22 protein-coding genes are annotated in these 22,017 nt (G+C 71.9%); 7 read left to right on the top strand and 15 right to left on the bottom strand.

Annotation, left to right across the window (positions count from 1 at the left end; genetic code table 11):
- Positions 1-24 precede the first annotated feature (24 nt).
- The 3 genes from ABZV93_RS07050 to ABZV93_RS07040 all read right to left on the bottom strand — a co-directional run bounded on the left by ABZV93_RS07050 (position 25) and on the right by ABZV93_RS07040 (position 4,349).
- On the bottom strand, positions 25-471 hold the full coding sequence (locus ABZV93_RS07050; protein WP_354931731.1) for a nitroreductase family deazaflavin-dependent oxidoreductase: 447 nt from the start codon (positions 469-471) through the stop codon (positions 25-27).
- 81 nt (positions 472-552) lie between these two features.
- Positions 553-2,859 carry an aminoglycoside phosphotransferase family protein gene (locus tag ABZV93_RS07045; RefSeq protein ID WP_354931728.1) on the bottom strand — a complete coding sequence of 769 codons (2,307 nt, stop codon included), beginning with the start codon at positions 2,857-2,859 and terminating at the stop codon, positions 553-555.
- Positions 2,856-4,349: an aminoglycoside phosphotransferase family protein gene (locus tag ABZV93_RS07040; RefSeq protein WP_354931725.1), complete on the bottom strand. Its 1,494-nt coding sequence runs from the start codon at positions 4,347-4,349 to the stop codon at positions 2,856-2,858. Before ABZV93_RS07040 ends, ABZV93_RS07045 begins: the two co-directional genes overlap by 4 nt.
- Before the next feature lie 515 nt (positions 4,350-4,864).
- Here ABZV93_RS07040 and ABZV93_RS07035 point away from each other — a divergent pair.
- The gene (locus ABZV93_RS07035) at positions 4,865-5,863 is read left to right on the top strand and encodes an MASE1 domain-containing protein (protein ID WP_354931722.1); all 999 of its coding nucleotides are present in this window, start codon (positions 4,865-4,867) and stop codon (positions 5,861-5,863) included.
- Positions 5,864-5,915: 52 nt separating this feature from the next.
- On the opposite strand, the gene ABZV93_RS07030 is transcribed toward ABZV93_RS07035, so the two are convergent.
- From ABZV93_RS07030 to ABZV93_RS07010, 5 genes are all read right to left on the bottom strand, one after another.
- Complete coding sequence (locus ABZV93_RS07030) at positions 5,916-6,875, bottom strand: NAD-dependent epimerase/dehydratase family protein (RefSeq protein WP_354931719.1); 960 nt, start codon at positions 6,873-6,875, stop codon at positions 5,916-5,918.
- A gap of 31 nt (positions 6,876-6,906) precedes the next feature.
- The gene (aceB, locus tag ABZV93_RS07025; RefSeq protein WP_354931716.1) at positions 6,907-8,544 is read right to left on the bottom strand and encodes a malate synthase A; all 1,638 of its coding nucleotides are present in this window, start codon (positions 8,542-8,544) and stop codon (positions 6,907-6,909) included.
- A gap of 76 nt (positions 8,545-8,620) precedes the next feature.
- Positions 8,621-10,048: an MFS transporter gene (locus ABZV93_RS07020; RefSeq protein WP_354931713.1), complete on the bottom strand. Its 1,428-nt coding sequence runs from the start codon at positions 10,046-10,048 to the stop codon at positions 8,621-8,623.
- 188 nt (positions 10,049-10,236) lie between these two features.
- On the bottom strand, positions 10,237-10,767 hold the full coding sequence (locus ABZV93_RS07015; RefSeq protein ID WP_354931710.1) for an SRPBCC domain-containing protein: 531 nt from the start codon (positions 10,765-10,767) through the stop codon (positions 10,237-10,239).
- Positions 10,764-11,129, bottom strand: a complete 366-nt coding sequence (locus ABZV93_RS07010; protein WP_354931707.1) for a metalloregulator ArsR/SmtB family transcription factor — start codon at positions 11,127-11,129, stop codon at positions 10,764-10,766. Before ABZV93_RS07010 ends, ABZV93_RS07015 begins: the two co-directional genes overlap by 4 nt.
- Positions 11,130-11,289: 160 nt before the next feature.
- Between ABZV93_RS07010 and ABZV93_RS07005 the strand changes: the two genes are divergently transcribed.
- From ABZV93_RS07005 to ABZV93_RS06995, 3 genes are all read left to right on the top strand, one after another.
- Complete coding sequence (locus ABZV93_RS07005; protein WP_354931704.1) at positions 11,290-11,700, top strand: (deoxy)nucleoside triphosphate pyrophosphohydrolase; 411 nt, start codon at positions 11,290-11,292, stop codon at positions 11,698-11,700.
- A 136-nt stretch (positions 11,701-11,836) separates the two neighbouring features.
- The gene (locus tag ABZV93_RS07000) at positions 11,837-13,498 is read left to right on the top strand and encodes a DUF222 domain-containing protein (protein WP_354931701.1); all 1,662 of its coding nucleotides are present in this window, start codon (positions 11,837-11,839) and stop codon (positions 13,496-13,498) included.
- A 63-nt stretch (positions 13,499-13,561) separates the two neighbouring features.
- A complete protein-coding gene (locus ABZV93_RS06995) occupies positions 13,562-14,932 on the top strand; it encodes an FAD-dependent monooxygenase (protein ID WP_354931698.1) in 1,371 nt (456 codons plus the stop codon).
- On the opposite strand, the gene ABZV93_RS06990 is transcribed toward ABZV93_RS06995, so the two are convergent.
- The gene (locus ABZV93_RS06990; protein ID WP_354931695.1) at positions 14,913-15,938 is read right to left on the bottom strand and encodes a hypothetical protein; all 1,026 of its coding nucleotides are present in this window, start codon (positions 15,936-15,938) and stop codon (positions 14,913-14,915) included. The genes ABZV93_RS06995 and ABZV93_RS06990 overlap by 20 nt on opposite strands.
- Positions 15,939-16,072: 134 nt before the next feature.
- Here ABZV93_RS06990 and ABZV93_RS06985 point away from each other — a divergent pair, with 134 nt between their 5' ends.
- The gene (locus tag ABZV93_RS06985; RefSeq protein WP_354931692.1) at positions 16,073-16,777 is read left to right on the top strand and encodes a methyltransferase domain-containing protein; all 705 of its coding nucleotides are present in this window, start codon (positions 16,073-16,075) and stop codon (positions 16,775-16,777) included.
- Here the strand turns inward: ABZV93_RS06985 and ABZV93_RS06980 are convergent.
- The gene (locus ABZV93_RS06980; RefSeq protein ID WP_354931689.1) at positions 16,774-17,145 is read right to left on the bottom strand and encodes a glyoxalase superfamily protein; all 372 of its coding nucleotides are present in this window, start codon (positions 17,143-17,145) and stop codon (positions 16,774-16,776) included. The two genes, ABZV93_RS06985 and ABZV93_RS06980, sit on opposite strands and share 4 nt — an antisense overlap.
- Positions 17,146-17,293: 148 nt before the next feature.
- Complete coding sequence (locus ABZV93_RS06975) at positions 17,294-18,049, bottom strand: phytanoyl-CoA dioxygenase family protein (protein ID WP_354931686.1); 756 nt, start codon at positions 18,047-18,049, stop codon at positions 17,294-17,296.
- A gap of 254 nt (positions 18,050-18,303) precedes the next feature.
- On the opposite strand from ABZV93_RS06975, the gene ABZV93_RS06970 reads away from it, so the two are divergent.
- Positions 18,304-18,816, top strand: a complete 513-nt coding sequence (locus ABZV93_RS06970; protein WP_354931683.1) for a DinB family protein — start codon at positions 18,304-18,306, stop codon at positions 18,814-18,816.
- Here ABZV93_RS06970 and ABZV93_RS06965 read toward each other — a convergent pair.
- A complete protein-coding gene (locus tag ABZV93_RS06965) occupies positions 18,749-19,114 on the bottom strand; it encodes a hypothetical protein (protein ID WP_354931680.1) in 366 nt (121 codons plus the stop codon). The two genes, ABZV93_RS06970 and ABZV93_RS06965, sit on opposite strands and share 68 nt — an antisense overlap.
- Positions 19,115-19,194: 80 nt before the next feature.
- On the opposite strand from ABZV93_RS06965, the gene ABZV93_RS06960 reads away from it, so the two are divergent.
- Positions 19,195-20,073 (top strand): AAC(3) family N-acetyltransferase, encoded by an 879-nt coding sequence (locus tag ABZV93_RS06960; RefSeq protein ID WP_354931677.1) that lies wholly within the window; start codon positions 19,195-19,197, stop codon positions 20,071-20,073.
- A gap of 13 nt (positions 20,074-20,086) precedes the next feature.
- On the opposite strand, the gene ABZV93_RS06955 is transcribed toward ABZV93_RS06960, so the two are convergent.
- The 3 genes from ABZV93_RS06955 to ABZV93_RS06945 form a co-directional block, all read right to left on the bottom strand.
- On the bottom strand, positions 20,087-20,359 hold the full coding sequence (locus ABZV93_RS06955; protein ID WP_354931674.1) for a hypothetical protein: 273 nt from the start codon (positions 20,357-20,359) through the stop codon (positions 20,087-20,089).
- Entirely contained in the window at positions 20,356-20,949 is a 594-nt protein-coding gene (locus ABZV93_RS06950) for a TIGR03086 family metal-binding protein (RefSeq protein WP_354931671.1), read from the bottom strand. Before ABZV93_RS06950 ends, ABZV93_RS06955 begins: the two co-directional genes overlap by 4 nt.
- 121 nt (positions 20,950-21,070) lie before the next feature.
- Positions 21,071-21,994 (bottom strand): phytanoyl-CoA dioxygenase family protein, encoded by a 924-nt coding sequence (locus tag ABZV93_RS06945; protein WP_354931668.1) that lies wholly within the window; start codon positions 21,992-21,994, stop codon positions 21,071-21,073.
- Positions 21,995-22,017 lie beyond the last annotated feature (23 nt).

Below are 22,017 nucleotides of genomic sequence, written 5' to 3'. Positions count from 1 at the left end.
GGGGACAGCCCGCGAGGCCCGACCTCAGCCGAGGTCGAAGCTCGCGCCGCCGACCGGACGCAGCGCCACCACCGGGATGGTCCGGTCGGTCTTCTTCTCGTACTCCCCGAAGCCCGGGGCCACCGCGACCTGCCGCGCGTACAGCTCGTCGCGTTCGGCGCCGGTGATCTCCTCGGCGGTCACGTCGTAGGTCCCGGTGCCGATCTCGACCGAGGCACGCGGGTTGGCGCGGAGGTTGTGGTACCACGCCGGGTGCCTGGGCCCGCCGGCGTACGACCCGAAGATCAGCACGCGGTCGCCGTCGGCGAGGTACATCAGCGGCGAGACATACGACTTCCCCGACTTCGCGCCGAGCGTGGTGAGCAGCAACAGCGTCCCGCCCTCGAACGGCCCGCCGACCTTCCCGTCGTTCGCCCGGAACTCCTCGATGATCCGTTCGTTCCAGCTCTTCAGCTCGTCGATGTCGCTCACGGCGTCCTCCGGTTCGCTCGTTTGCGGCGACAACCACCCGCCGGCGGCCGGTGTTCCCGTACTCCGGCGTGTCCAGCGCGCTCAGCCGTCCAGGCAGGCCAGGCCGCGCTGCAGGGCCCGGGCCGCCGCACGGACGCGTCCCCGCCCGCCGGTGGGCGGCAGCGGCCCGTTTCCGAGGGCGAGGTTCCGGGCGATGCGCAGCCAGGCGTACGCGCCGAACAACGCGGTGCGGCCGGCGTAGGGGCGGCTGGCCGCGGCGGCGTACTCGTGCAGGAACGCCCGGCGCAGCGCGGCCGCCCGGGCCGGGTCGGCGCCGGCCTCGAGACAGGCGCAGAAGTGCGCCACGTCGAACGCCGGGTCACCCATCAGGGCGTCGTCCAGGTCCAGCACGGTCACCGACTCCCCCACCAGCACGTGTGCTGCGTGGAAATCCCGGTGGATCGGCGCGTGACTCGGCAGGTGTGCCGGCACGTCGCCGCCGGCCGCACCCGACTGCGCGGTCTCCGCCGCGAGCGCCCAGGTGTCGGCGAGCCGCCAGGCGAGTGCGTGCAGGTCCGGCTCGAGGTCGGCGAGCACCCCGGCCCACCGCCGGCAGCGGGCGGTCTCGGCCGCGAAGTCGAGCCGGTGCGGCAGTACGACGTCGCAGCCGTGCAGCCGGGCCAGCCAGCGGGCCGCGGCGCGTACTCCCGCGACTGCGGCCTCCCCGTCCAACTGGTTCAGCGGCGTCCCGGCGCAGTGCCGGTAGAGGACCAGGCCGCGCTCGACCGGTGCCGGCAGGGGTTCGGGCACCCGCAGCGGCCCGGTCTTGAACGGCCCGTCGGCGAGCGCCCGCAGGTTGGTCTCGGCGAGCACAGCGCGGAACGGCTGGGCGAACAGCTTGCCCACCACCTCGGCCGGGCCGCCCCCGGGCACCAGCCCGCGCACGGTGTAGCGCACGACTGTGCGGCGGCCGGGAAGGTGGTGGACCAGCCGGGCCGCGGTCACCTCCACCGCGGCCGGCTCGGCGGCGACCCTCGCAAGGTACGGCCGAAGCGCCTGGTCGACCGCCCGCCGGTCCAGCAGGTGCGCGGCCAGCGGCGCGGCGACGCGGGTGGGTAGCGCCGAGACCAGCCGGTCCAGGCAGTCGGTCAGCCCCGCCATCCGGCTCCAGCTCGCGGTGTCCAGCCGGGTGTAGCGGCCGAGCGCGAACGCCGCCAGCCGCAGGCTCCGCCACCACACCAGCGCCTCCGGATCGACCCGGCCGGCGCGCCGCTCGTACCCCGCGACGACCGCACGGCCGGCCGTCTCCAGCACCGGCCGCTGGTCGGGGTGGCCGAGCCACTGCCACAACACCCGCGCCAGCACGCTGCCCAGGTCGGCCTCGGCCGCAGTGCGAGCCGGACCGGGCAGGTCCAGCAGGGTCAGCCGGTTGCGGTCGGCGAGGACGAGGCCGGGCGCGAGGTCGCCGGCGCCGAGGACCGGGTGACCGCTCGCGGGTACCCAGGCACCGAGCCGGTCCAGAACGCTCGCGAGGCGCCGGGCCACGTCCGGGTCTGCGTGCTCCGCGGCGGGCAGCGACCTCGTGACGTCCCGCAGGACGTCGGTGCCGGACCGGGTGGGAGCGTGCGTGGAGTGCAGGTGCACCCGGGCCAGCAGGGTTCCGAGCCGGTACGCCAGCCGTACCCTCACCCGGGCGGGAACACCGTCGTCGCGGAGTACGACGGACAGGGGTCGCCCGCCGGCGGCCTCGTGCACCAGTGCGGCGTACTCCGGCCATCGGGCCACCAGTGCGGGCAGCAGCGGGCGGTCCGGCACGTCGGCCAGCGCCGCCGGCACCTCCTGCGCCGACGGGTCGGCGGCGGCGGCACCCACCCGGGCGTACAGGATCCGCGGCTCGCCGGACCCGGTGGTCAGCCGGTAGCGCAGCACGCCCTGCCGACCGGGCCGGTAGCGCACCGGCTCCACCACGCACGAGAGCCCGGGGCCGGTCTCCAGGCGGGTCGACAGCAGGTCGCTCACCACGCCGGGGTCGGCGGCCCGGGCGAGTCCGGGCAGGTCCGGGTCGGCGCGGAAGTCGCGGCGATCCGCGCCGAGCGGCGTCACCTCCCACACCACGAACGTGCTTTCCCCGGCCGAAGAGGCCGGGAAGTTCTGGTCGGCCGGGGAGTTCGGGGAGTTCGGGGCGTCCGCGGCGATCGGGTCGGCCGGGGAGTTCGCGGATCCGGCTGGCACGCGATAGGTGAGCACGCAGCGGTGTCCGGGCGTCCAGGACGCGTCGTGCAGGGTCCAGCCCGGCGTACCGCGTGCCGTGGCCATCGTCTCGGCCAGCAACGGCAGCGCCGGGTCGAGCCCGGCCGGCCCGAGCCCGGCCGGCCCCGTCGCGGACGGCTCCGCACCGCGGGCGGTCACCGCGGCCCCCCGGCCTCGTCGGCGCTCGGACCGCGCTGACGTGGCACCCGAGGGGTGGCGGTTGCAGTCCCGCCGCCGGACATCTTGCCGCCACCGGCCACGGCGTCCTCGGCCTGTCGGACCGCCCGCGCCACCTGGTGCGCCCACTCCGGATGGTGCACCGGCACCCGGCGCGCGGCCAGGGAGAGATGGAACAGCACGGCCAGACCGTGCGCGCGGGCGAGCCGGTCGCGGCCGCAGTCGCCGTACCCGTCGACGAACGCCGTCACCGCCGGCCCCGCGGGCAGGCCGAGTTCGGCGCACCACCACCACAGGTCGGCGACGAACTTCCCGAGGTCGAGCGCGGGTTCGGCGAACCCGGTCCGGTCGAGGTCGATCAGCCGCACCTGGTCCGAGGTAGTCAGCAGGTTGTCGCAGGTGAGGTCGCCGTGGGTCAGCGTCGGCGACTCCGCCGGCCGCGCGGCCAGGCCGTCCCCGATGCGGGCCACGACGTCGCGCAGCCGGCCACCCACCCGGGGCAGCAGGCCCTGGATGTGCTCGGCCGCCCGGGTGGTCGCGGCGAGTTCGGCGTCCGTCCCGCGTGCGGGGAGGTGCGCGAAGGACTCCGGGGCCGAGCTCGCGGCGGAGGTGACGTACGCCGGCGGCAGCGAGGAGGTGAACGCCGACGGGTCGGTGTCGTGCAGTACCCGAAGCGCCCGTCCGACGGTCCGCAGCAACGGGCCCGCCTCCACGTCGGGCAGCCGCCGCCACAGGGCCTCACCCGGTTCCTCCGACCACCACGCCGCCCGGTCGGCCGGGACGTAGCCGAGCGACCGGGCCGGCCGGACCCCGGGCACGGCGGCCGGGAGCAGCGCGTCCATCGCTGCGGCCACCGCGACGGTCCGGGCGCCGGTGTCGTCGCGGTAGAGCTTGACGATGGCGCTGTCCTCTGCGCTGGTGCGCACCCGCAGGACGTGCCTGCTGCCGGGGCGGTACCGCAGTGCGCGCACCTCTCGGTCCGCCCCCGTCCGCACGCCCGCCAGGCTCGCCGCCGTCGCCGTCACGTACCCGGACTCGTAGTGGCGTACCAGTCGGGGGAACGCCGGGTCGATCGGTGCGATGACCAGGGTCAGGCAGCCGTCCGCCGACGCCGCGACCAGGCGTTCGAACGGTTCCACCAGGCCGCGGACCTCGGCCTCTCGTTCCAGTACGGCGGTGGCCGCGAGGTCGGCGGGCTGGGTCGACCAGGTGAGCGCGAGGTGGCGCGGGCTGGACTGGTTGCGGCCCGGCGCGAACGCGTAGTACGCGGCGAGCTCGCGTCCGGGCGCGTACCTGGTGCGCAACAGCCGTGGAGCGACCAGCCTGGACCCGCGCGGCAGGCAGTGGGCCAGCAGTGGTTCCGCTCCGTACGCGAACGGGTCGGTGACCGCCCGCCGGATCCCGTCCAGCCCGCGGTGACCGGCGACCAGCCGGGCGACCTGGCCCGAGGCGGGCGGGGAGACGCTGCTCATGGCCGGCCCCGAAGCCGGCGGAGACCGGACCGGGTGCGCGCCAGAAGACGGGGACACGGATCGCCCGCGCCGCCCCGAATGGTTCCGGGCGCACGGATGTCGACCGCCCCGTCCACCATGCTCTTCCCTGCCCCGGCTCTTCCTGCCCGCACCCCTGCGGTACGCGGCCACCGCCGGCCGACCACCCGGACGTTTCTGCGTCACCGTCGCCCGCCCGGCTTGCCGCTCCTTTACCCAGGCACACACATTCCCGTCGACTGCCTGATCATCCCGGGCCGGCCACCCGGGCCACGTGAGGCGGCCGCCCGCACGCGTGGTGGGCGGTCATTGGTGTCCTCCGGCCCGCACCGCCCGGCGTTCGGCCCGCTGTCAACCCCCGCTTGTCAGGTGGACGTGAGATGGGAAGAACTCCTTGGAATAGAGGGGTAACCGGGCATCAGCAGCCGGATCGGTCAAAGTCCGGCACGGATCCGCGGCGGGTCGTGCACCCAGGTGAGGCGCGTACTCTGGCCATTGTGTCTGGGCTCACCGCTCGACGGCTCTGCGTCGCCGCGCTCACCATCCTCGCCGTCGCGTTCTTCTACTACGCCGGCGCCTGGCTGGGCCTGCGTGATCAACTGCTCAGCCGCCAGCTGACTCCCCTGTGGCCGGCGACCGGTGTCGCCCTGGTGGCGATCCTGCTGCTCGGCGACCGGATCTGGCCGGGCATCGCGGTCGGCTCCCTGCTCATCCACCTGTCCATCGGCCTGACTCTTCCGGCGGCTGTGGCGATCGCGGCCGGCAGTACGCTCGCTCCCCTGTGCGCCGCCCACCTGCTGCGCCGGACAGGTTTCCGGCTCGCGTGTGACCGGTTACGCGACGCGCTGGCGCTGGTGTTCCTGGGCGCGTTCGCGTCGATGACCGTGACCGCCACCATCACCACCGGTGTACTCGTCGGCGCGCATGTCATCCCACCGCACGACTGGTGGATCACCTGGATCATCTCGTGGAGCAGCAACGCCATGGGCGTGCTCGTCGTCGCGCCGGTCCTGCTGGTGGCACGCAACCTCAGGTTGTCAGGGAGGGTCAGCGCGCGCCGGGCGGTGGAGGCGGGGCTGCTGGTCGGCGGCACGTTCGCGATCGCCGCGGTGGGCACCGTCAGCCCGTTCGACCTTCTGTTCCTCGTTTTCCCGTTCCTGTTCTGGGCCGCCTGGCGGTTCCAGTTGGCGGGCGCCGCTCCGTGTGTCCTCGTCTCGGCCCTGGTGGTGATAGTGGCCGCGGAGGACGGTTCCGGTCCGTTCGCCGGCGACTCGTTGCTGGCGACGATGGTCACCTTGCAGGCGTTCGTCGGCTCGGCCGCGCTGACGGCACTGTTGCTCGCGGCGATGGTCGCCGAACGCAACCACACCTACGTCGAGATCGAGCAGGCGTGCCTACGGCTGGCGGACGTGATGAGCCTGCGCGACCGTGCGGCCCGGCACGCCGAGAGCTGGCACCGGGCAGCGCCCCGGCCGCCGCGCTCGCCCCGGCACTGACGCACGCGCTCCGCGCGGTGGCTGCGATTCGCCTTGCATTCAAGGCGTTCCGCTACTCGGGTGACGGAACCTCACCGCGCGCGCCGAGCCAGGACAGCGCCTCGTACACCGCCTCCAGCGAGGTGTGCCGCGGCTGCCAGTCCAGTAGGGCGGCGGCCTTGGCGACCGAGCAGTTCGGGCTGTGCGCGATGTGGTCCCAGGTGGCCTGGGCGGCGTCGGCCGAGACGCTGGTCTTCCACTCGTCGTACGGCGCGAAACGCAGGTCGGCCTCCCGGCCGTACCACCCGGCCACCGCCTCCGCGTAACCCCGCAACGTCACCGCGGCCGGGGAGACGACGTGGAAGGCCTCACCCACGGACGGGTTGCGGTGTTCCAGCGCCGCCACGAAGGACCGCGCCACGTCGTCGGCGTGCACGTGGTGCAGGGTCTCCAGGCCGAAGTTGGGCAACGCCACCTCCCGGCCGGCGGCGAGGTCGGCGAACACCTCCAGGTCGAGGTGGCCGGCCGGGTTGATCGGCCGCCAGCCCGGTCCGACGATGTGCCCGGGGTGCAGCACGGTCGCCGGGATCCGGCCCAGCCGGGCCTCACTCAGCAGGTACGCCTCGATCTCGGCCTTCTTCACCCCGTAGTCGCCGAACGGACGGCGCGGGGTGCTCTCGGTCGTGGGCACCTCGACACTCGGGCCGTGCACCCAGACCGTGCCGCAGTGCAGCAGGTGCTGAACCCGGTCACGCAGCGCCTCGGCCAACTGCCGGGCCGCCGACGGTTCGAAGCAGATCAGGTCGATCACCACGTCGGCGTTCAGGTCGGCGATCCGCTTGCCGAACGTACCGGCCGCGTCCTCGGCGTGCCGGTCGGCCACCACCTGTTCCACCCGCTGCCACACCGACGCGCGACGGTAGGGAGTGCTCTGCCCGCGGCTGACCGCCACGACGTCGTGCCCGGCGTCGACCAGGGCGGGTACGAGGTAGGAGCCGATGTGGCCGCTGGAGCCGATGACGACGACGCGCATGGGGGGTGTTCCGCCTTCGTGGGTCGGGATTTCAGATCAGGTCGTACGCGGGGACGGTGAGGAAGTCGGCGAACTCCTCGCCGAGCACGACGCGTTCGAGCAGCTTCCTGGCGGCGTCCAGGTGGTCACCGGCGCCGGTGCCGGCCTCGGTGCCGGCCCCGATGCGCAGTCGTTCGTACTCCTCGGCCACCACCTCACCCACCAGCTCCGGCGTCACCTTCTCCCCGGTGTCCAGCTCGGTGCGGTTGTGAATCCACTGCCACAGCTGGGAACGCGCGATCTCAGCGGTCGCGGCGTCCTCCATCAGGTTGAAGATCGCCACCGCGCCGGTGCCGCCGAGCCAGGCGGTCAGGTAGCGCAGTGCCACCGCGACGTTGTTGCGCAGGCCGCGAAGGGTGACCGCGCCCTGGGTGGAGGCGAGGTCGAGCAGGTCCTCGGCGGTGACGTGGACGTCCTCCCGCAGCTGGGACAGCTGGTTGCGGTGGGCACCCAGGCGTACGTCGAACATCTCGTTGCACAGCGGCACCAGGTCCGGGTGCGCCACCCAGGACCCGTCGAAACCGTCCCTGGCCTCGCGTTCCTTGTCGGCCTTCACGCGTTCGAACGCCGTCTCGTTCACCGCCGGGTCACGCCGGCTGGGCACGAACGCCGCCATGCCGCCGATGGCGAACGCGCCGCGCTTGTGACAGGTGCGCACCAGGAGGTCGGTGTAGGCGCGCATGAACGGCGCGGTCATCGTCACCGCGTTGCGGTCCGGCAGAACGAAGTCGGGCCCGGCGTCGCGGAAGTACTTGATGATGCTGAACAGGTAGTCCCAGCGACCGGCGTTCAGGCCCGCCGCGTAGTGCCGCAGCTCGTAGAGGATCTCCTCCATCTCGAACGCTGCCGGGATCGTCTCGATCAGCACGGTGGCCCGGACCCGGCCGCGCCGGATGCCCAGCCGTTGCTCGGCGTAGGCGAAGACCTCCGCCCACAACCGTGCCTCGAGGTGGCTTTCCAGCTTGGGGAGATAGAAGTACGGACCGCTGCCGCGGCCGAGGAGTTCGTGGGCGTTGTGGAAGAAGTACAGCCCGAAGTCGAGGAGCGCGGCGGCGACCGGTCGGCCGTCGACGGTCACGTGCCGCTCAGTCAGGTGCCAGCCGCGCGGGCGGACGACGATGGTCGCCAGCCGGCCGTCACCCAGGCGGTAGTCCTTGCCGTCCGGTGAGGTGTACGCGAGCCGGCGGCGTACCGCGTCGGCCAGGACGACCTGCCCGGTCACGACGTTGTGCCAGTGCGGGGTGTTGGCGTCCTCGAGGTCGGCGAGCCAGGCCTGGGCACCGGAGTTGAGCGCGTTGACGGCCATCTTCGGATCGGTCGGCCCGGTGATTTCCACCCGCCGGTCGACCAGGTCGCGCGGTGCGAGGTTGACCCGCCACGACGGCTCGTCCCGGATGTGCCTGGTCTCGCGCAGGAAGTCCAGTCGGCCGGTCCGGGCCACCTGCGCGCGGCGTTCGGACCGCAGCGCCAGCAACTCCTCCCGGCGCGGGCCGAAGCGGGTCTGGAGTTCGGCGACGAACGCGAGGGCCTCGTCGGTCAGGATCTCCCGACCACGCCCGTCGACCTCGCCGCTGACCTCGACCTTGCCGGCTTCGCCCTGCGTAGCTGTTCCGCCCTGTCTGACGTCCACCCCTTGCGGCACTCTCGCACCACCCTCTCGGCTCATCGCCTCGTGCCCGTCGAGTTGTCGCTGCCCTGCTGGGAACTTACAAGGACGAGCCGTCGGCCGCGACCGGGCGTTCATCCCGCAGACTCCAGGCGAGCCCGAGCATGGCCACCAGCGCCGCCAGCGCGGCTGCCCAGAACACCCGCGACAGGTCGTGGCTCGCGACCAGCCCGCCGAACGCGCTGCCGACGATCCGGCCGCCGCCGAGGACGAGCATCGCGTACAGCCCCTGCGTGGTGTGCCGGATGGCGTCCGGTGCGCGCCGGTCCAGGATCACCCGCCCGGCGACCATCGACACGATGATGATCATGCCGTGCGCGACCTGCGTACCGACGACGACACCGATGGTGGGGAACGCCGCGAGCAGTGCCACCCGGACCGTGGCCGTCGCCGCACCGAGCACCATCAGCCGACGCCAGCCCAGTCGGCGCACCAGCCAGCCGAACGCGGCCATGTAGGCGATCTCGACCAGGACGCCGAGGTTGGTGACCAGCCCGAGCCAGCGCGGTGACAGGCCGACCACCTCGGTGGCCATCAGCGGATAGAAGGTGGAGTACGCCGTGACCGCCACCTGCAACCAGAACATCGCGACCACGAACACCGCGGTGCTCGGCACCCGGAGCAGCGCGCCCGCGGCCCGCGCCACTCCGGCCAGCGTCACGGTTTCGCGAGGTGGCTCGGGTTCACCGGACTCCTCGCGCGCCGGGTTTCCGATCCGCGCGCCCGGTGCGCCGGCCAGCGGCCCCGTCGGCAGCATCGCCGCCACGGCGACACCGAGGATCGCGAGGCCGGCAGCCACCAGCGGCAGCACCCACAGCGAGTGCCGGTCGGTGAGCACGAAGTACAGCAACACGCCGGGCACCATGTAGCCGACGGTTCCCCAGATGCGCACCTGGTGGTAGCTCACCGCGGCCAGTGCCCGGATGTGGCGCTGGGAGGCGAAGAAGATGCCGTCCAGAAGTGGCCGGGTGGGTTCGCGCGCCAGGCTGAACGCGGCGTACACGAACACCACCCACCAGTACCCACCGACGAACGCGAACACCGACAGCGCGATCGCCGACGCCGCCAGGACGAACACGAACAGCGTCTCCGCCCGGCCGTAGCGGTCGGCCGTCACCGTGAGCACCGGCGGCGCGATCACCGCCGCCGCGCTGGACACCGCCAGCACCACGCCGATCTGGGCGGTGTCCAGCCCGTGCACGAACGCGAGGAACACCGAGAAGAACGGCAGCATCGCGCCGTCCACCGCGTACAACGCGGCGTAGCTCGCCCTGGTGGCCGCAAGTGGCCGTGCACGGATCCAGCCGGGCCGCCGATCCGCGGGATCCTCGCCGGGTTCGGTGTCGTTTTCCGTACCGTCCGGACCAGTCTCCGGCCGGGCGCCGTCACCGCTCCCTCTGGTCGAGTCGCTGCTGTTCGCTTCGCCGGGGTTGGATTCCGTTGCCGCACTTCGTCCGGTCGCGGTCACGCGCCACTCCGTTCTCGAGCCGACCGCACGTGGCGCCACCGTCGTTGCCGGCGTTCACGTCGCTCCCGTCGTTGCTGTCGTTGCTGTCGTTGCGCTTCAGCCTCCCAGGATGCCCGGCTTTTCGAACGGGTGCGGTGGACGCGTCCGTGATGCACGCGTCCACCGCACCCCAGGTCGGCCGGAGGTGGTCACCGCCCTTCGGCGAACGACTTCCCCGTCTCCAGCAGACTCTTCAGCTCGCTGAGCACCCAGGCGTGTCCCCCACCGGCGCCGTGGTCCTCGAGCCGGCCGCCCACCAGGGAGGCGAGGCCGGGCGCGCCGTCGAGTTCGTGGATGAGGGTCAGCCGGCACACTCCGTCGCCGATCTCCTTGATCTCGTGGGTGACCCGGGTGACCGGCTCCTTGGCCAGCGAGGGGTCCATCAGCATCCGGAACGTCGTCACCAGCCGGCGCGGCGGGTCGGCCTCCTGCACCTCGCCGTCGATGATCACGTCCGGGACGGGATGGCCGTTCGCCTCGGCGCCGGCCCGGAACTCCGCGGTGGGCCGCACCTTGTAGGCACCGCCGGGGCGAAGGTCGTACTCCACGAGCCCGGTGTAGCCGTAGCGTTCGGTCCACTCCGGCTTGGTGATCGCGTCCCAGATCGCCTCCGGAGTCGCCTTGATGTAGACCCGGTAGACCTGGGTGGTGGTCGTCGCGTCGGTCGTCGTGTTCGTCATGGACGTTCTTCCTTGTCTGTGGGTTCTTCGCCCGCGGGCTTGCCGTCCGTGGGGTTCTCGAGCTGCGCTTTGAGGTCGGCGAGCGCGGCGACCTGGCGCTCGGTGTACTTGTCGATCCACCGGTCGTGGATCAGCCGGATGGGTACGGGATTGAGGAAGTGCAACTTCTCCCGACCGGACCGCCGGGTGACGACGAGGTTCGCGGCCTCCAGGATCCGCAGATGCTTCATCACCCCGAAGCGCGTCATCTCCAACTCCGACTCCAGCTCGGTGAGCGTGCGGCCGTCACGCGTGAAGAGCAGGTCGAGCAGGAAACGACGCGTCGGGTCGGCGAGCGCCTTGAACACCTCGTCCTCCGTCACGCCCCAAAGATAGGTGACCATTTAGTCACGTGTCCAGAGTCTCCGCTGACCCGAGATCGCGGCGAGGGGGAGGCTTGTGGGGCCTATGACACCCGTAAGCCTTCCCAGCTCGGCGTCGCAGGTCAGCCAGAGCCCAGGCGTCGCCGATAGGGTGCTCGCCGTGTCGGGACTCACCGTCGTCGTCGGCGCCGCCATCGTGCGCGACGGCCTTCTGCTCGCCCAGCAGCGCGCCTACCCCGAGGCGGCCGCCGGTCGCTGGGAACTCCCGGGGGGCCGGGTGGAGCCGGGCGAGTCCGAGGCCGCCGCGGTCGTACGCGAGTGCCAGGAGGAACTCGGTGTCGACGTGGCCGTGCACGACCGGATCGGAGCGGACGTTCCGCTGCCGGGCGGAGACCTCGTGCTGCACATTCACGCCGCGACCCTCACCGATCCGGGTGCCGAACCGGTCGCGCGCGAGCACCGGGCGCTGCGCTGGATTCCCGCCGCCGACCTCAACGACCTGAACTGGCTCGAGGCGGACCGCATCCTGCTTCCCGACCTGCACGCGCTCCTCGCCGGTCCGGAACACTGACCTCAGCCTGGCCCCAGGGACCCTACGGTCGCCGTATCTCCCTGGCGCGCTGTCGGCACGAAACTCCTGTGTACGTTGAGGAATCTCGGCTGTGGACAACGGCTCTCTTGTCGGTGGTGGCCGGTAGCATTCGATCATGTCTTCGAGTGAGTGGGGTGCCTGGACCGGTGGCGGTGCCGCCGATCGGATCCTTGCTGCGCTCGACTCGGTGGACCCGTTCCTGGATGAGGCGTGGGTGGTTTCGAAGGGCTCGTTGACTGCGGAGGAGTGCGGGTTGGTGCTCGCCAGGGCGCGGGCGAAGAAGGCCCGCTTCGAAGCACTGGAGTTGGCCCTGGTCCGCCAGGGCGAAGCCTGTGACATCGGGAAGCTGACCGGCTCGCCGAACGCCACGGTCTACCTGCGCACCGCGCAGCGGTACGCACAAAGCGAAGCGTCCGCCACCGTGGGGCTCGCCCGGGTCCTGGACAAGGAGGCCCGGCTGACCGGTGAGGCGCTGGCGGCGGGGGTGGTGTCGGCCCGGCAGGCCGGTGTGATCGCCGAGGCGATCAAGAAACTCCCCGAATACGTCGGTGCCGATGAACGTGACCGGGGTGAGGAGTTCCTGATCGAGGCCGCCCGGACCCACAACCCCGACGAGCTCCGAAGGCTGGGCGAGTCCCTGCTGGAACGGATCGCCCCCGAAGAGGCCGAGCGGCTGCTGGGAGAGGAACTGGAGCGTAAGGACCGCAAGGCCGAACAGAAACGCTCCCTTCGCTACGTCCCCAACGGGATCCCCCAGTCGGAGTCGGTGCGGATCACGCTGCCGGTGTGGGAGATGGAACTGCTCCGCAAGATCATCGAACCCCTCGCCGAACCCAACAAAGGACCGGAGCCGGATCTGCGTTCGATCCAGCAGCGGCGCGGGGACGCGTTCGCCGAGGCGCTCGGCCTGCTCGCCGCCGCCTCCACCGCACCCGTCCGCGGCGGCAGACCACCCCAGGTCACGGTCACCATCCCCATCGACACCCTCCTCAAAGGCACAGGTGCGGGAACCATCGACGACACCGCCACCCCCATCCGCCCCAGACCCTGCACCTGCCCCTGCACCGACCCCAAATACGGAACCGCCGCCAAGACCAACACCACCAGGACCGCCAAGCACGCCGCGCAGACCGGTGCCGCGGGCGAACCGACGTCGCAGGAGGCGGCAGGCCAAGACGAAGGCCCGGGATCCCAAGCAGGTAAGCCGAAACGGCCATCACCCGACACCGGATCCCCGACGGACGGGATACCACCACCGCGGGAACCCGGCCAACCCCCACAGCCGAACACCGAACCCGGTGCGGCCGGGCCGGAGGCTGCCATCGACCCGCACGACGGGTGCCCGAAATGCGGAGGCGGCGGATCAGCCCGCTACCTCGGCAGCGACGGCAAACCCATCTCCGCCGCCACCGTGCGACGGCTGGCGTGCGAGGCCGACCTCATCCCCGTCGTCCTCGCAGGCGACGGGCACGTCCTCGACCTCGGCCGCTCCGACCGCTTCTTCAAAGAACACCAGCGGCGAGCGCTGGCCATCCGCGACGGCAGCCACTGCCACTTCCCCGGCTGCAACATCCCCGAACCACGCTGCATAACCCACCACATGACCGCCTGGGACAACGGCGGCCCGACAGACCTGAACAACGGCGTACTCCTGTGCCGCTACCACCACGTCACCGTCCACCACAAAGGATGGCAAGTCCGCATGGGCGCCCAAGGCCACCCCGAATACGTCCCCCCGGAGTGGGTGGATCGACAGCAGAGAATCCTCCGGCCCTGAGGGAGGCCGGACCGCACAGACCGGCGCATGATCAAGATCTCGACACCGTACGGAGGAGACCTGATGCAGCAGATCGGTGAGCACGCACTGGTTCTCGGCGCCGGGATGTCCGGTCTGCTGGCGGCCCGGGTTCTGACGGAGGCGTACGAACGTGTGACCCTCCTCGACCGCGACCCCATCCATGGCGACGCGGCACCACGCCGCGGTGTGCCACAGGGACGGCACGCCCATGTTCTCCTCGCGCGGGGAGGAGAGATCATCGAGGACCTGTTCCCGGGCATCACGGGTGAGCTCGTCGCCGACGGCGCGGTCGTCTCCCATCCCCTGGCCGACTTCAGGTTCTGCGCCGGGGGCCACACGCTCCGGCAGGTCCCGATCGGCGCGACCATGCTGCAGAGCACCCGTCCGTTCCTGGAGAGCCACCTACGGGATCGGGTCCTCACGCTGCCGGGGCTCACGCCGGCCGGCGGGCGTGACGTGGTGGGGCTGAGTATCGCCGACGACCGCCGCCGCGTCACCGGCGTTCGCGTCGTACGCGGACGAGACGCGAGCACCGAGGAGACCCTGGCGGCGGATCTCGTCGTCGACGCCACCGGGAGGGCCGGTCGTACTCCCGTGTGGTTGCAGGTACTCGGCCTTCCTCGCCCGCGGGAGGAGGAGTTCGTGGTGAGCGTCGGGTACGCCAGCCGGCTCATGCGCCTTCCTCGTGACTACGCCGAACGCGAGAAGGCGATCGCCGTCGGCCCGGTCCCCGACCGGCCGCGAGGACTGGCACTGCTCGAGGTCGAGGGCGGGCAGCACATCGTCACGCTCGCCGGTTTCGAGGGGAGGCACCATCCACCGGCCGACCACGACGGCTTCGTCGAGTTCGCCGCATCGGTGTCACCGCCGGACGTGCTGTCCGCGATCCGGCGCGCCGAGCCGCTCGGCGAGATCGCCACCTACCGCTACCAGTCCTCCGTACGCCGGCACTACGAGGAGCTGCCCAACCTGCCCGACGGTTTGCTGGTCACCGGAGATGCGCTGTGCAGTTTCAACCCCATCTACGGCCAGGGCATGACTCTCGCCGCGATGCAGGCGTCGACGTTGCGAAACTCCCTGGCGCAGGGCCTGCCCGGCCTCACCCTCCGCTTCTTCCGGGCCGCCTCCCGAGCCGTCGACGACCCGTGGGACCTCGGGGTCGGGGCGGACCTCGCCCTTCCGCAGTTCAGGGATCGGCGAACATTGTCGACCCGGCTGACCAGCGCCTACACGCGCCAGGTGCAGGCGGCCGGTGCGATCGACGACCAGGTGGCGCGGCAGTTCGTACGGGTCACGCACCTGCTCGACCCACCGGACCAGCTGCTGCGTCCCGGCCTCGCCTGGCGCGTGCTTCGAGCCCGGACGGCACACCTGGCCCGACGGGTCCCGCGACTCAGCGCGCCCGGACGGTGAACTCCGCCGTGTGCACGCGGCCTCCGTGCCGGAAGTCGAGGTAGAGGCGGTACGCCCCCGCGCTCGGCACTTCGGTGTGGAACGCCACCCGCGGTCCGGCGGTCGTCTTCCCGTCGCCGGGCTCGCCGTCGGGATGCACGTGCAGGTACGCCAGATCGCCGGCCCGCAGCGCCACCAGGTGTCCGTACGCGCCGAGGTAGGGCTGCAGGTCGGTGACCTCGCGGCCGCCGCGCCTGACGGTGAGCGTCAGCAAGCTGGACTTCCCGGCCCGCGGGTCGCCGCTCAACGTCACCTCGTAACCGTCCACCCGCGCCACGGACCGCACCGGCGGCAGCGCGCGCGGCTCGTACCCACCGGCCACCGGGACGTCGATGCCCAGGGTGGTCGCCTCACCGCCGGTCGGGGTGAAGTCGGCGAAGGCACGGTAGGTACCGGCAGCGGTGAACGGCAGCCGGATCCGCCACACACCGTCCGCGCCCATCGCCGGGTGAACGTGCCGGAACAACGCCAGGTCACGTCGTACGACGATCAGGTGCAGCCGCTTGTCGTGCACCTTGTCGAACGCCGTGATCGGCCGGCCGTGGCCGTCGACGATGCGGAACGCGAACTCCCCGTCCCGGCCCACCGCCGGATCCGGCGACACTCGCTGGACGGTGTAGCCGTGCTCGCTGACCATCAGTCCGCCCGGGACCTCGGCCTCCTGGGCGTCCGACATGCCTTCGTGCCCACCCGCACCGCCGTGGCCTTCCGCCGCGCCGTCCCCCTCGGCCGCGTCGTCGTGTCCGGTCGCATCCTCCTCACCGTTCGGCCCGTCGGCCGCCGAATCGTGACCCGGCGACATGCCCTCCATCGGATTCGACGTCGGCTTCGGCGACGTCGCGTGGGCCGCGGGAACAGAGGCCTCCTCCGACGCGAGTGGGCCGACCACCCGCCCGGCACCGTAGGCGGCGCCGAACGCGATCACCAGGCAGCCGGCGAAGATCCCCAGTCTGGTGGTGGTGTTCATCCGTTTCCCTCACTCTCGAGCGGTCACCCTACCCCCGTACGGTATATCAGACCGGCCGAGGGAAGGACCCGGGCCTCGATATCCCCGTCGGGGACGATGCCGCGACGCCCGCGCTCCCGCCATGCTTGGGCCCCGTGAACGACAGCATCGGGGAGTACCTCGTCAGCGCCCGGTCCTTCGCGGAGTACGCCGCGTTCTTCGACCTCGGCCCGGACGACCTGCGGGGCTCGGTCCTGGACTGCCCCGGAGGTGGGGCGAGCTTCACCGCGACCGCGGCGAGAAGGGGCGCCGACGCGATGGCGGCGGACCCGGCGTATGCCGACCCTCCGGCCGAGGTCGCCGCCCGGGTCCAAGCCGAGCTCGAGCGCGGCAGCGCGTGGGTGACGGCCCGCACCAGCAGGTACGAGTGGGGATTTCACCGCGACCCGGAGACGCTGACCCGCGGCCGCGCCGAGTCCGCGCGGCTGTTCGCCGCCGACATCACCGCCCACCCCGAGCGCTACCGGGCAGCGGCGCTACCGAACCTGCCGTTCGCCGACGAGGCGTTCGACCTGGTTCTCTCCTCGCACTTCCTGTTCACCTACGCCGACCGGCTCGACCGCGACTTCCATCTCGCCGCGTTGCGGGAGCTACGCCGGGTCGCCCGCGGGCAGGTGCGGGTCTTCCCGCTGGTCGACCAGGCCGGCGGCCGGCTCGACGGCCTGGTCGACGATCTCGTCCGCACGGTCGCCGCGGACGGAGTGCCGGCAGAGCTCCGGCGGGTGGCGTACGAGTTCCAGCGCGGCGCGGACACCATGCTCGTCCTGCACCCGAGGGTCCAGGGCGTGCCCTGGCCCTAACCGCGGTTGGGGGGTTGCTGGACCGCCCACCGGTTGCCGTCGGGGTCGGCGAAGAAGACGAACGAGCCCCAGGGGAACTCCTGCACCTCGCTGACGTCCACGCCGCGCCCGCTGAGCTCCGCGTGCGCGGCGTGGATGTCGGACACCACGAGTTGCAGCCCCTCGACCGAGCCGGGCTCGGCCTCGGTGACCCCGCGGCCGAGAGCGATCGAGCATGCCGACCCCGGCGGGGTGAGCTGGACGAACCGGATCTCCTCGCTGACCTCGTGGTCGTGGTCGGCGTCGAAACCGACCTGGTCGACGTAGAACGCCTTGGCCTTGTCGACGTCGGACACCGGGACGGCGACGAGTTCGAGCTTCCAGTCCATGGAACGACTTCCCTTCGGCTGAGCCTGTGGTCAGGACGGGGGTACGGCGGGAGCGCCGCCACCCACACCAACAACCTAGGAGTCATTCCGGCCAGTTCCCGTCCTCAAACCGCCGCGGTCTGAGGACGGGAACCAGTCCGGCGAAAGCTCAGGCCCGGGCCTTCAGCCGCCCGCCGTACCGCGCGTTCGGCGCCTCCAACATCGCGCGCTGCCGCTCGGTGAGGTCGGGGTAGTCGTCGGCGTCGTAGTAGCCCGCAGACCACGACACCGCCGCCGGGCTGTACTTGTAGAACGCCGTCCGCCGCTCGTCCGCCCCGCGCCAGGGCAGCGTCCCGTGCACGAGCGCCTCGGTGAAGACGACGGCCGTACCGGCCGGCCCGGTGACCCGGCGTACGCAGGGGTGCTGGTTGGCGAGCTGCTTCCAGTCGTTCGGGAACGGGAACGCGCTCTTGTGGCTGCCGGGCACGCAGGCGAAGCCGCCGTCGTCTGGCCCGACGTCCTTGAGGTTGAAGCCCACCGCGACCAGACCGCTGCGGATCCGGCCGTCGGGGGTGACGGTGTAGTACTCCGACGCACGGAACGGCACCGCACCGCCGTGCAGGACCGTGCCGATCGGGCCGTCTCCGGACCGGATGATGTCGGCGTAGGTGTGGTCGAGGCGGAAGTCGGACCCGAGCACGTCGTCGAGCACGTCCACCACCGGCGGCAGGTCCATGAGGGTCCGGAACGCCGCGTCGCGTCCCAGCAGATCACCGAACCTGTGGGTACGCATGTCCGGCTCGGCCTCCCGCTCGGCCATCTCGTCGAGCTGGGCGTTCAGGCGTTGCAGCAGGTCGGCCGGGATGGCGTCGGGAATCGTGAGGTAGCCCTGCAGGTCGAACAGGTAACGGTCCTGGTCGTTCACGTGTCCTCCGTGGACGGTTGCGAGTGCACCGTCGACCGATTGTTCCATCGGGACCACCGCCCGGCCCCGCCCCCGCGTGGCCACATCCCGCCGTTCCTCAGCGTTGGCGGGCCGGCGCGGGCGGGTACGGCGAGCGCGGCCGGAGCGGCGGTGCAGCGACTGCGGCACGTCCTGGCGCCCCCGGGGTTTGCCGGGCCGGTTCCGGAGCACGACAGAAGGGGACGAACCAGACCGACGACAGGAGGAGTGACCGGATGTCCAGTTCGGAATTGCTGGTGGACGCGTTCGACCGGGTCCGCGAGACGGTTCACCAGGCCGTGGAGGGCCTGTCCGCGGAGCAGTTGGCGTACCGCGTGGACAGCGAGGCGAACTCGATCGCCTGGCTGGTCTGGCACCTGACCCGGGTGCAGGACGACCACATCGCCGACGTCGCGGGAACCGAACAGGTCTGGACGGCCGACAGCTGGTTCGAGCGCTTCGACCTGCCCTTCGAGCCGTCGGCCACGGGGTACGGCCACAGCCCGAAGGAGGTTGCGCAGGTGCGGGTCGACTCGGCCGACCTGCTGACGGGTTACTACGACGCCGTTCACCAGGCGACGATCGCCTACGTCAGCGGGCTCGGCGACGACGACCTTTCGCGCGTGGTGGACGAGGCCTGGGACCCGCCGGTGACGCTGGCCGTACGACTGGTCAGCGTGCTCAGCGACGACCTCCAGCACGCCGGCCAGGCCGCGTTCGTCCGCGGTGTGGTGGAACGCCGTAGCTGAGCCGCCGCCCGAACGGTCGCCAGGCGACCGCGGTCAGCACCGCCATCGCCACGGCGGACAGCCAGAAGGGCCCGGCGAGCCCGAGCCAGCCGGCGACCGGCCCACCGACCAGCGCACCGAGAGCGCTGCCACCGATCGAGAACATCCGGAACACGCCCTGCACCCGGCCGCGGAGTTCCTCGGGGACCGCGCGCTGGCGCAGGGTCACGGTCACCCCGCCCCAGATCGAGCTGTGCACCCCGAACGCCACCAGGACCGGTCCCGCGACCCAGGAGATGGAGGCCAGGGCCAGCCCCACGTGGGTCAGTGTCTCGACGACCAGGCCGATGCGTAACAGGAGCGAGTGGCCGGCCCCGAACGACCGGTAACCTCGGCGCGATGAGCACCCAGGCCGACGGGACCGTGGGCGCGAACCCAGCGCGAACGGTCAGCGAGGGCGACATCGCCGCAGGACTGCGAGCGCTCGGCCTGACCGAACGCTCGACGGTGCTGGTCCACACGTCCCTGCGGTCGTTCGGACGGGTCGACGGCGGCGCGGAGGCGGTGTGCCGGGCGCTGCTCGACGTGTGCGGAACGCTGCTGCTGCCCGCGGGCGCCGGCGACCGTACCCGCGTGCCGGCCCCACCGGGACTGGTGCGGCCGCACAACGCCTACTGGAACGCCGCGTCCTGGGCCGACTTCGACCAGGCACTGGACCGCGCGGTGCCGTACTCCCCCGATCTGCCGGTGGACCGCTACCTCGGACGCGTCCCGGAGACGATGCGGGCGGTGTTCGGACCCGACCGCGGGAACCATCCGTTGTTCGCCTTCCAGGCCGCTGGCGAGCACGCGAGCACCCTCCTGGCCGCCGAACGCCCGGACCGGCCGCTCGGCCCGATCGAGGCGCTCGCGGACCTGGACGGCGATGTCGTCCTGCTCGGCGTGACCCACGAGGCCAACACCACCGTCCACCTGGCGGAACAACGGCTCGGCCGGTCACGCTTCTTCCGTTACGCGAAGGTGGCCGCCGGCGTGTGGGCGGAGTTCGCGAACCTCGGCGGCGAGAGTCACCGCTTCGACGAGATCGAGCCCGTGTTGCGGCCGGCGACCACGGAGGTGCGCATCGGCTCCTGCCGGGCCCGCCGGGTCGGCGTTCGCGACGTGCTCGCCGCCGTCACCGAGGCGGTACGCGCCGACCCGGCGGCGCTGCTCTGCCCGGACCCCGGCTGCCGGTGCGGTGCCGCGCTCGCGCAACGGTTGGCGTACGTGCGCCGCTGACCGCTGAGGTCGCTTAGCCCTTCGCGTCCGCGGGGGTACGCAGCCGAGCCGCCAGCCGAAGAGCGAACGCGTCGCGTTCGTGCGTACTCACCTCGTCGGCCTCGTCCCGCCCGAGCAGGCCGAAGACCCTCGGACCGCGCAGGTCCGGATGGAGGTCGACCGGACGTGGGACGACGTGGAAGTGCAGGTGGAACCCGGGCGCCTCGCCGAACTCGGCGACGTACGGCGGCGGCAGCCGGTCGAACTCCGCCTCGCGGTCGCAGGCGTAGCAGGCACCCGGGGTCATGCCGACCATTTCGGGTCGCGTCCGCTCAGGCCGAGCGCCTGGTCGAACATCGGGGCGTCGGCCGGGACCTCCACCGGCGTGCCGAAAAGCCCCTCGCGGTTGGACATCTGCTCCGACGACGCCGCCATCGAGGTGAACTCGAACACCACCTTCGTGCTCTCCTCGTCGACGTCGAACGGCTGGCCGGTCGCGCGGGCGAGGTCCCATCCGTGCAACACGCACTCCTCCAGCGCCACCATTCCGGCGACCTGGGCAGGCAGGACCAGACCGCCGGCCCGCGCCTCGCCTTCATAGGCGGCCGGGTCGGACCAGGCGGCGGCGAGTTCGGTCAGCTGCCGCGGGATGCTCTCGCGCCAGTCCGCCGGGAGGTTGTCCGCCGAGGACTGCGGCGGCCCGTCGGGAGCGCCCTCCACCGGAGTCTTGCGCGCGGCGGCGGTGAACGCCGAAGACAGGCCGCCGATGTGGTCGAGCAGGTCGCCGACCGTGTATCCCTCACACGGAGTACGCGCCTGCAGTTGGTCGTCACGGACCCCGCTCACCAGAACGGCGAGTTGGTGGGTCGCCGGGCCGAGGTCGAAAATCCTGCCCACGATGGCCTCCCCGAAGGTCGTGTGGGGCGTATGCACCACGTCGTACACACTGCCCAACCGGCCCGGCGATGTCCACGCCCCGCGCGGCGCCCGTCCTGGCGACCGGCGCACTGGACGCCCCTCAGCAGATCAGTCCACGCTTCGCCTCCGGGCCGTGCCCGACGGGCGCCTCGCCGATCCAGCGCTCGTCCACGGGTTCGGACGCGAGCTGATAGCGCGAGTCCGACGACAACCGGATCCGGTTCGAGTGGTTGTCCAGGCTTGCGTGCACCAGATAGATGGAGAACGTCAGCAGGTCACCTGCCCGGAACTGCGCGGTCAACCAGCGGCCGCCGAGGCGTTCGCGTACCTCCACCGGGTCGTCGGACAGGCTGCCGTTCCAGCGGGGCTCGTCCTTGGCGGCTGGACCGGCGTTCGTGCAGTAGGTGTCCACGTCGCGGAGGGCGTAGTCGTCGAGGATCTCCGGTCGCTGGTGTGATCCCTCCAGGACCATCAGCCCGCCCTGTTCGAAGTCCGCGTCGCCGAGTGGCACCCACGCGGTGTAGACATGGTGGGTGCCACGGCCCATGAACACCACGTCTCCGTGCGGCGCGGTACCTCGTCCCGGCGCCACCGCGCGCATCCAGGTGAAGTCGTAGTGCCGGACCGGGCCGCCCAGCAAGGACTCGTAGAAGCCCAACAGGTACCGGCCGTACAGGAGCTGGTGCAAGGCGGGGTTGTCATGGGCGAGATCAGGCTTGAACGCGAGGCTCGAGTCGGCGGGGGCGACCGCGAGGTCGGCGGGGAACGCCGGATCGGTGAGGCCCTCCTCGTGCAGTCGGTCGGTCACGCTCCTGCGCGCGTCCGCCACCGCGGCCGGGTCGAAGAAGCCGGGCAGAAAGAGATAACCGTCCTCGGACATGCGGTCCCGCAGCGCGGCCGGATCCCCGCGGACGTCGGTGGACTCCCTGAGCCGGCCCAGTGAGGTCGGCGACCCGTCGAGTTCGCGTCCTCGTGAGAACAGGCGTGGCCACTGCGCGGTCGCGGTCTGTGTCGGCGAGGTCACGGCAGACTCCTTGTGTGGTTGGT

Origin of the sequence: Actinopolymorpha sp. NPDC004070, assembly GCF_040610475.1 — a bacterium.
Classification (GTDB): Bacteria; Actinomycetota; Actinomycetes; order Propionibacteriales; family Actinopolymorphaceae; genus Actinopolymorpha.
The sequence above is the reverse complement of the archived record's forward strand: the minus strand, read 5'-3'. Positions and strand labels throughout refer to the sequence as shown.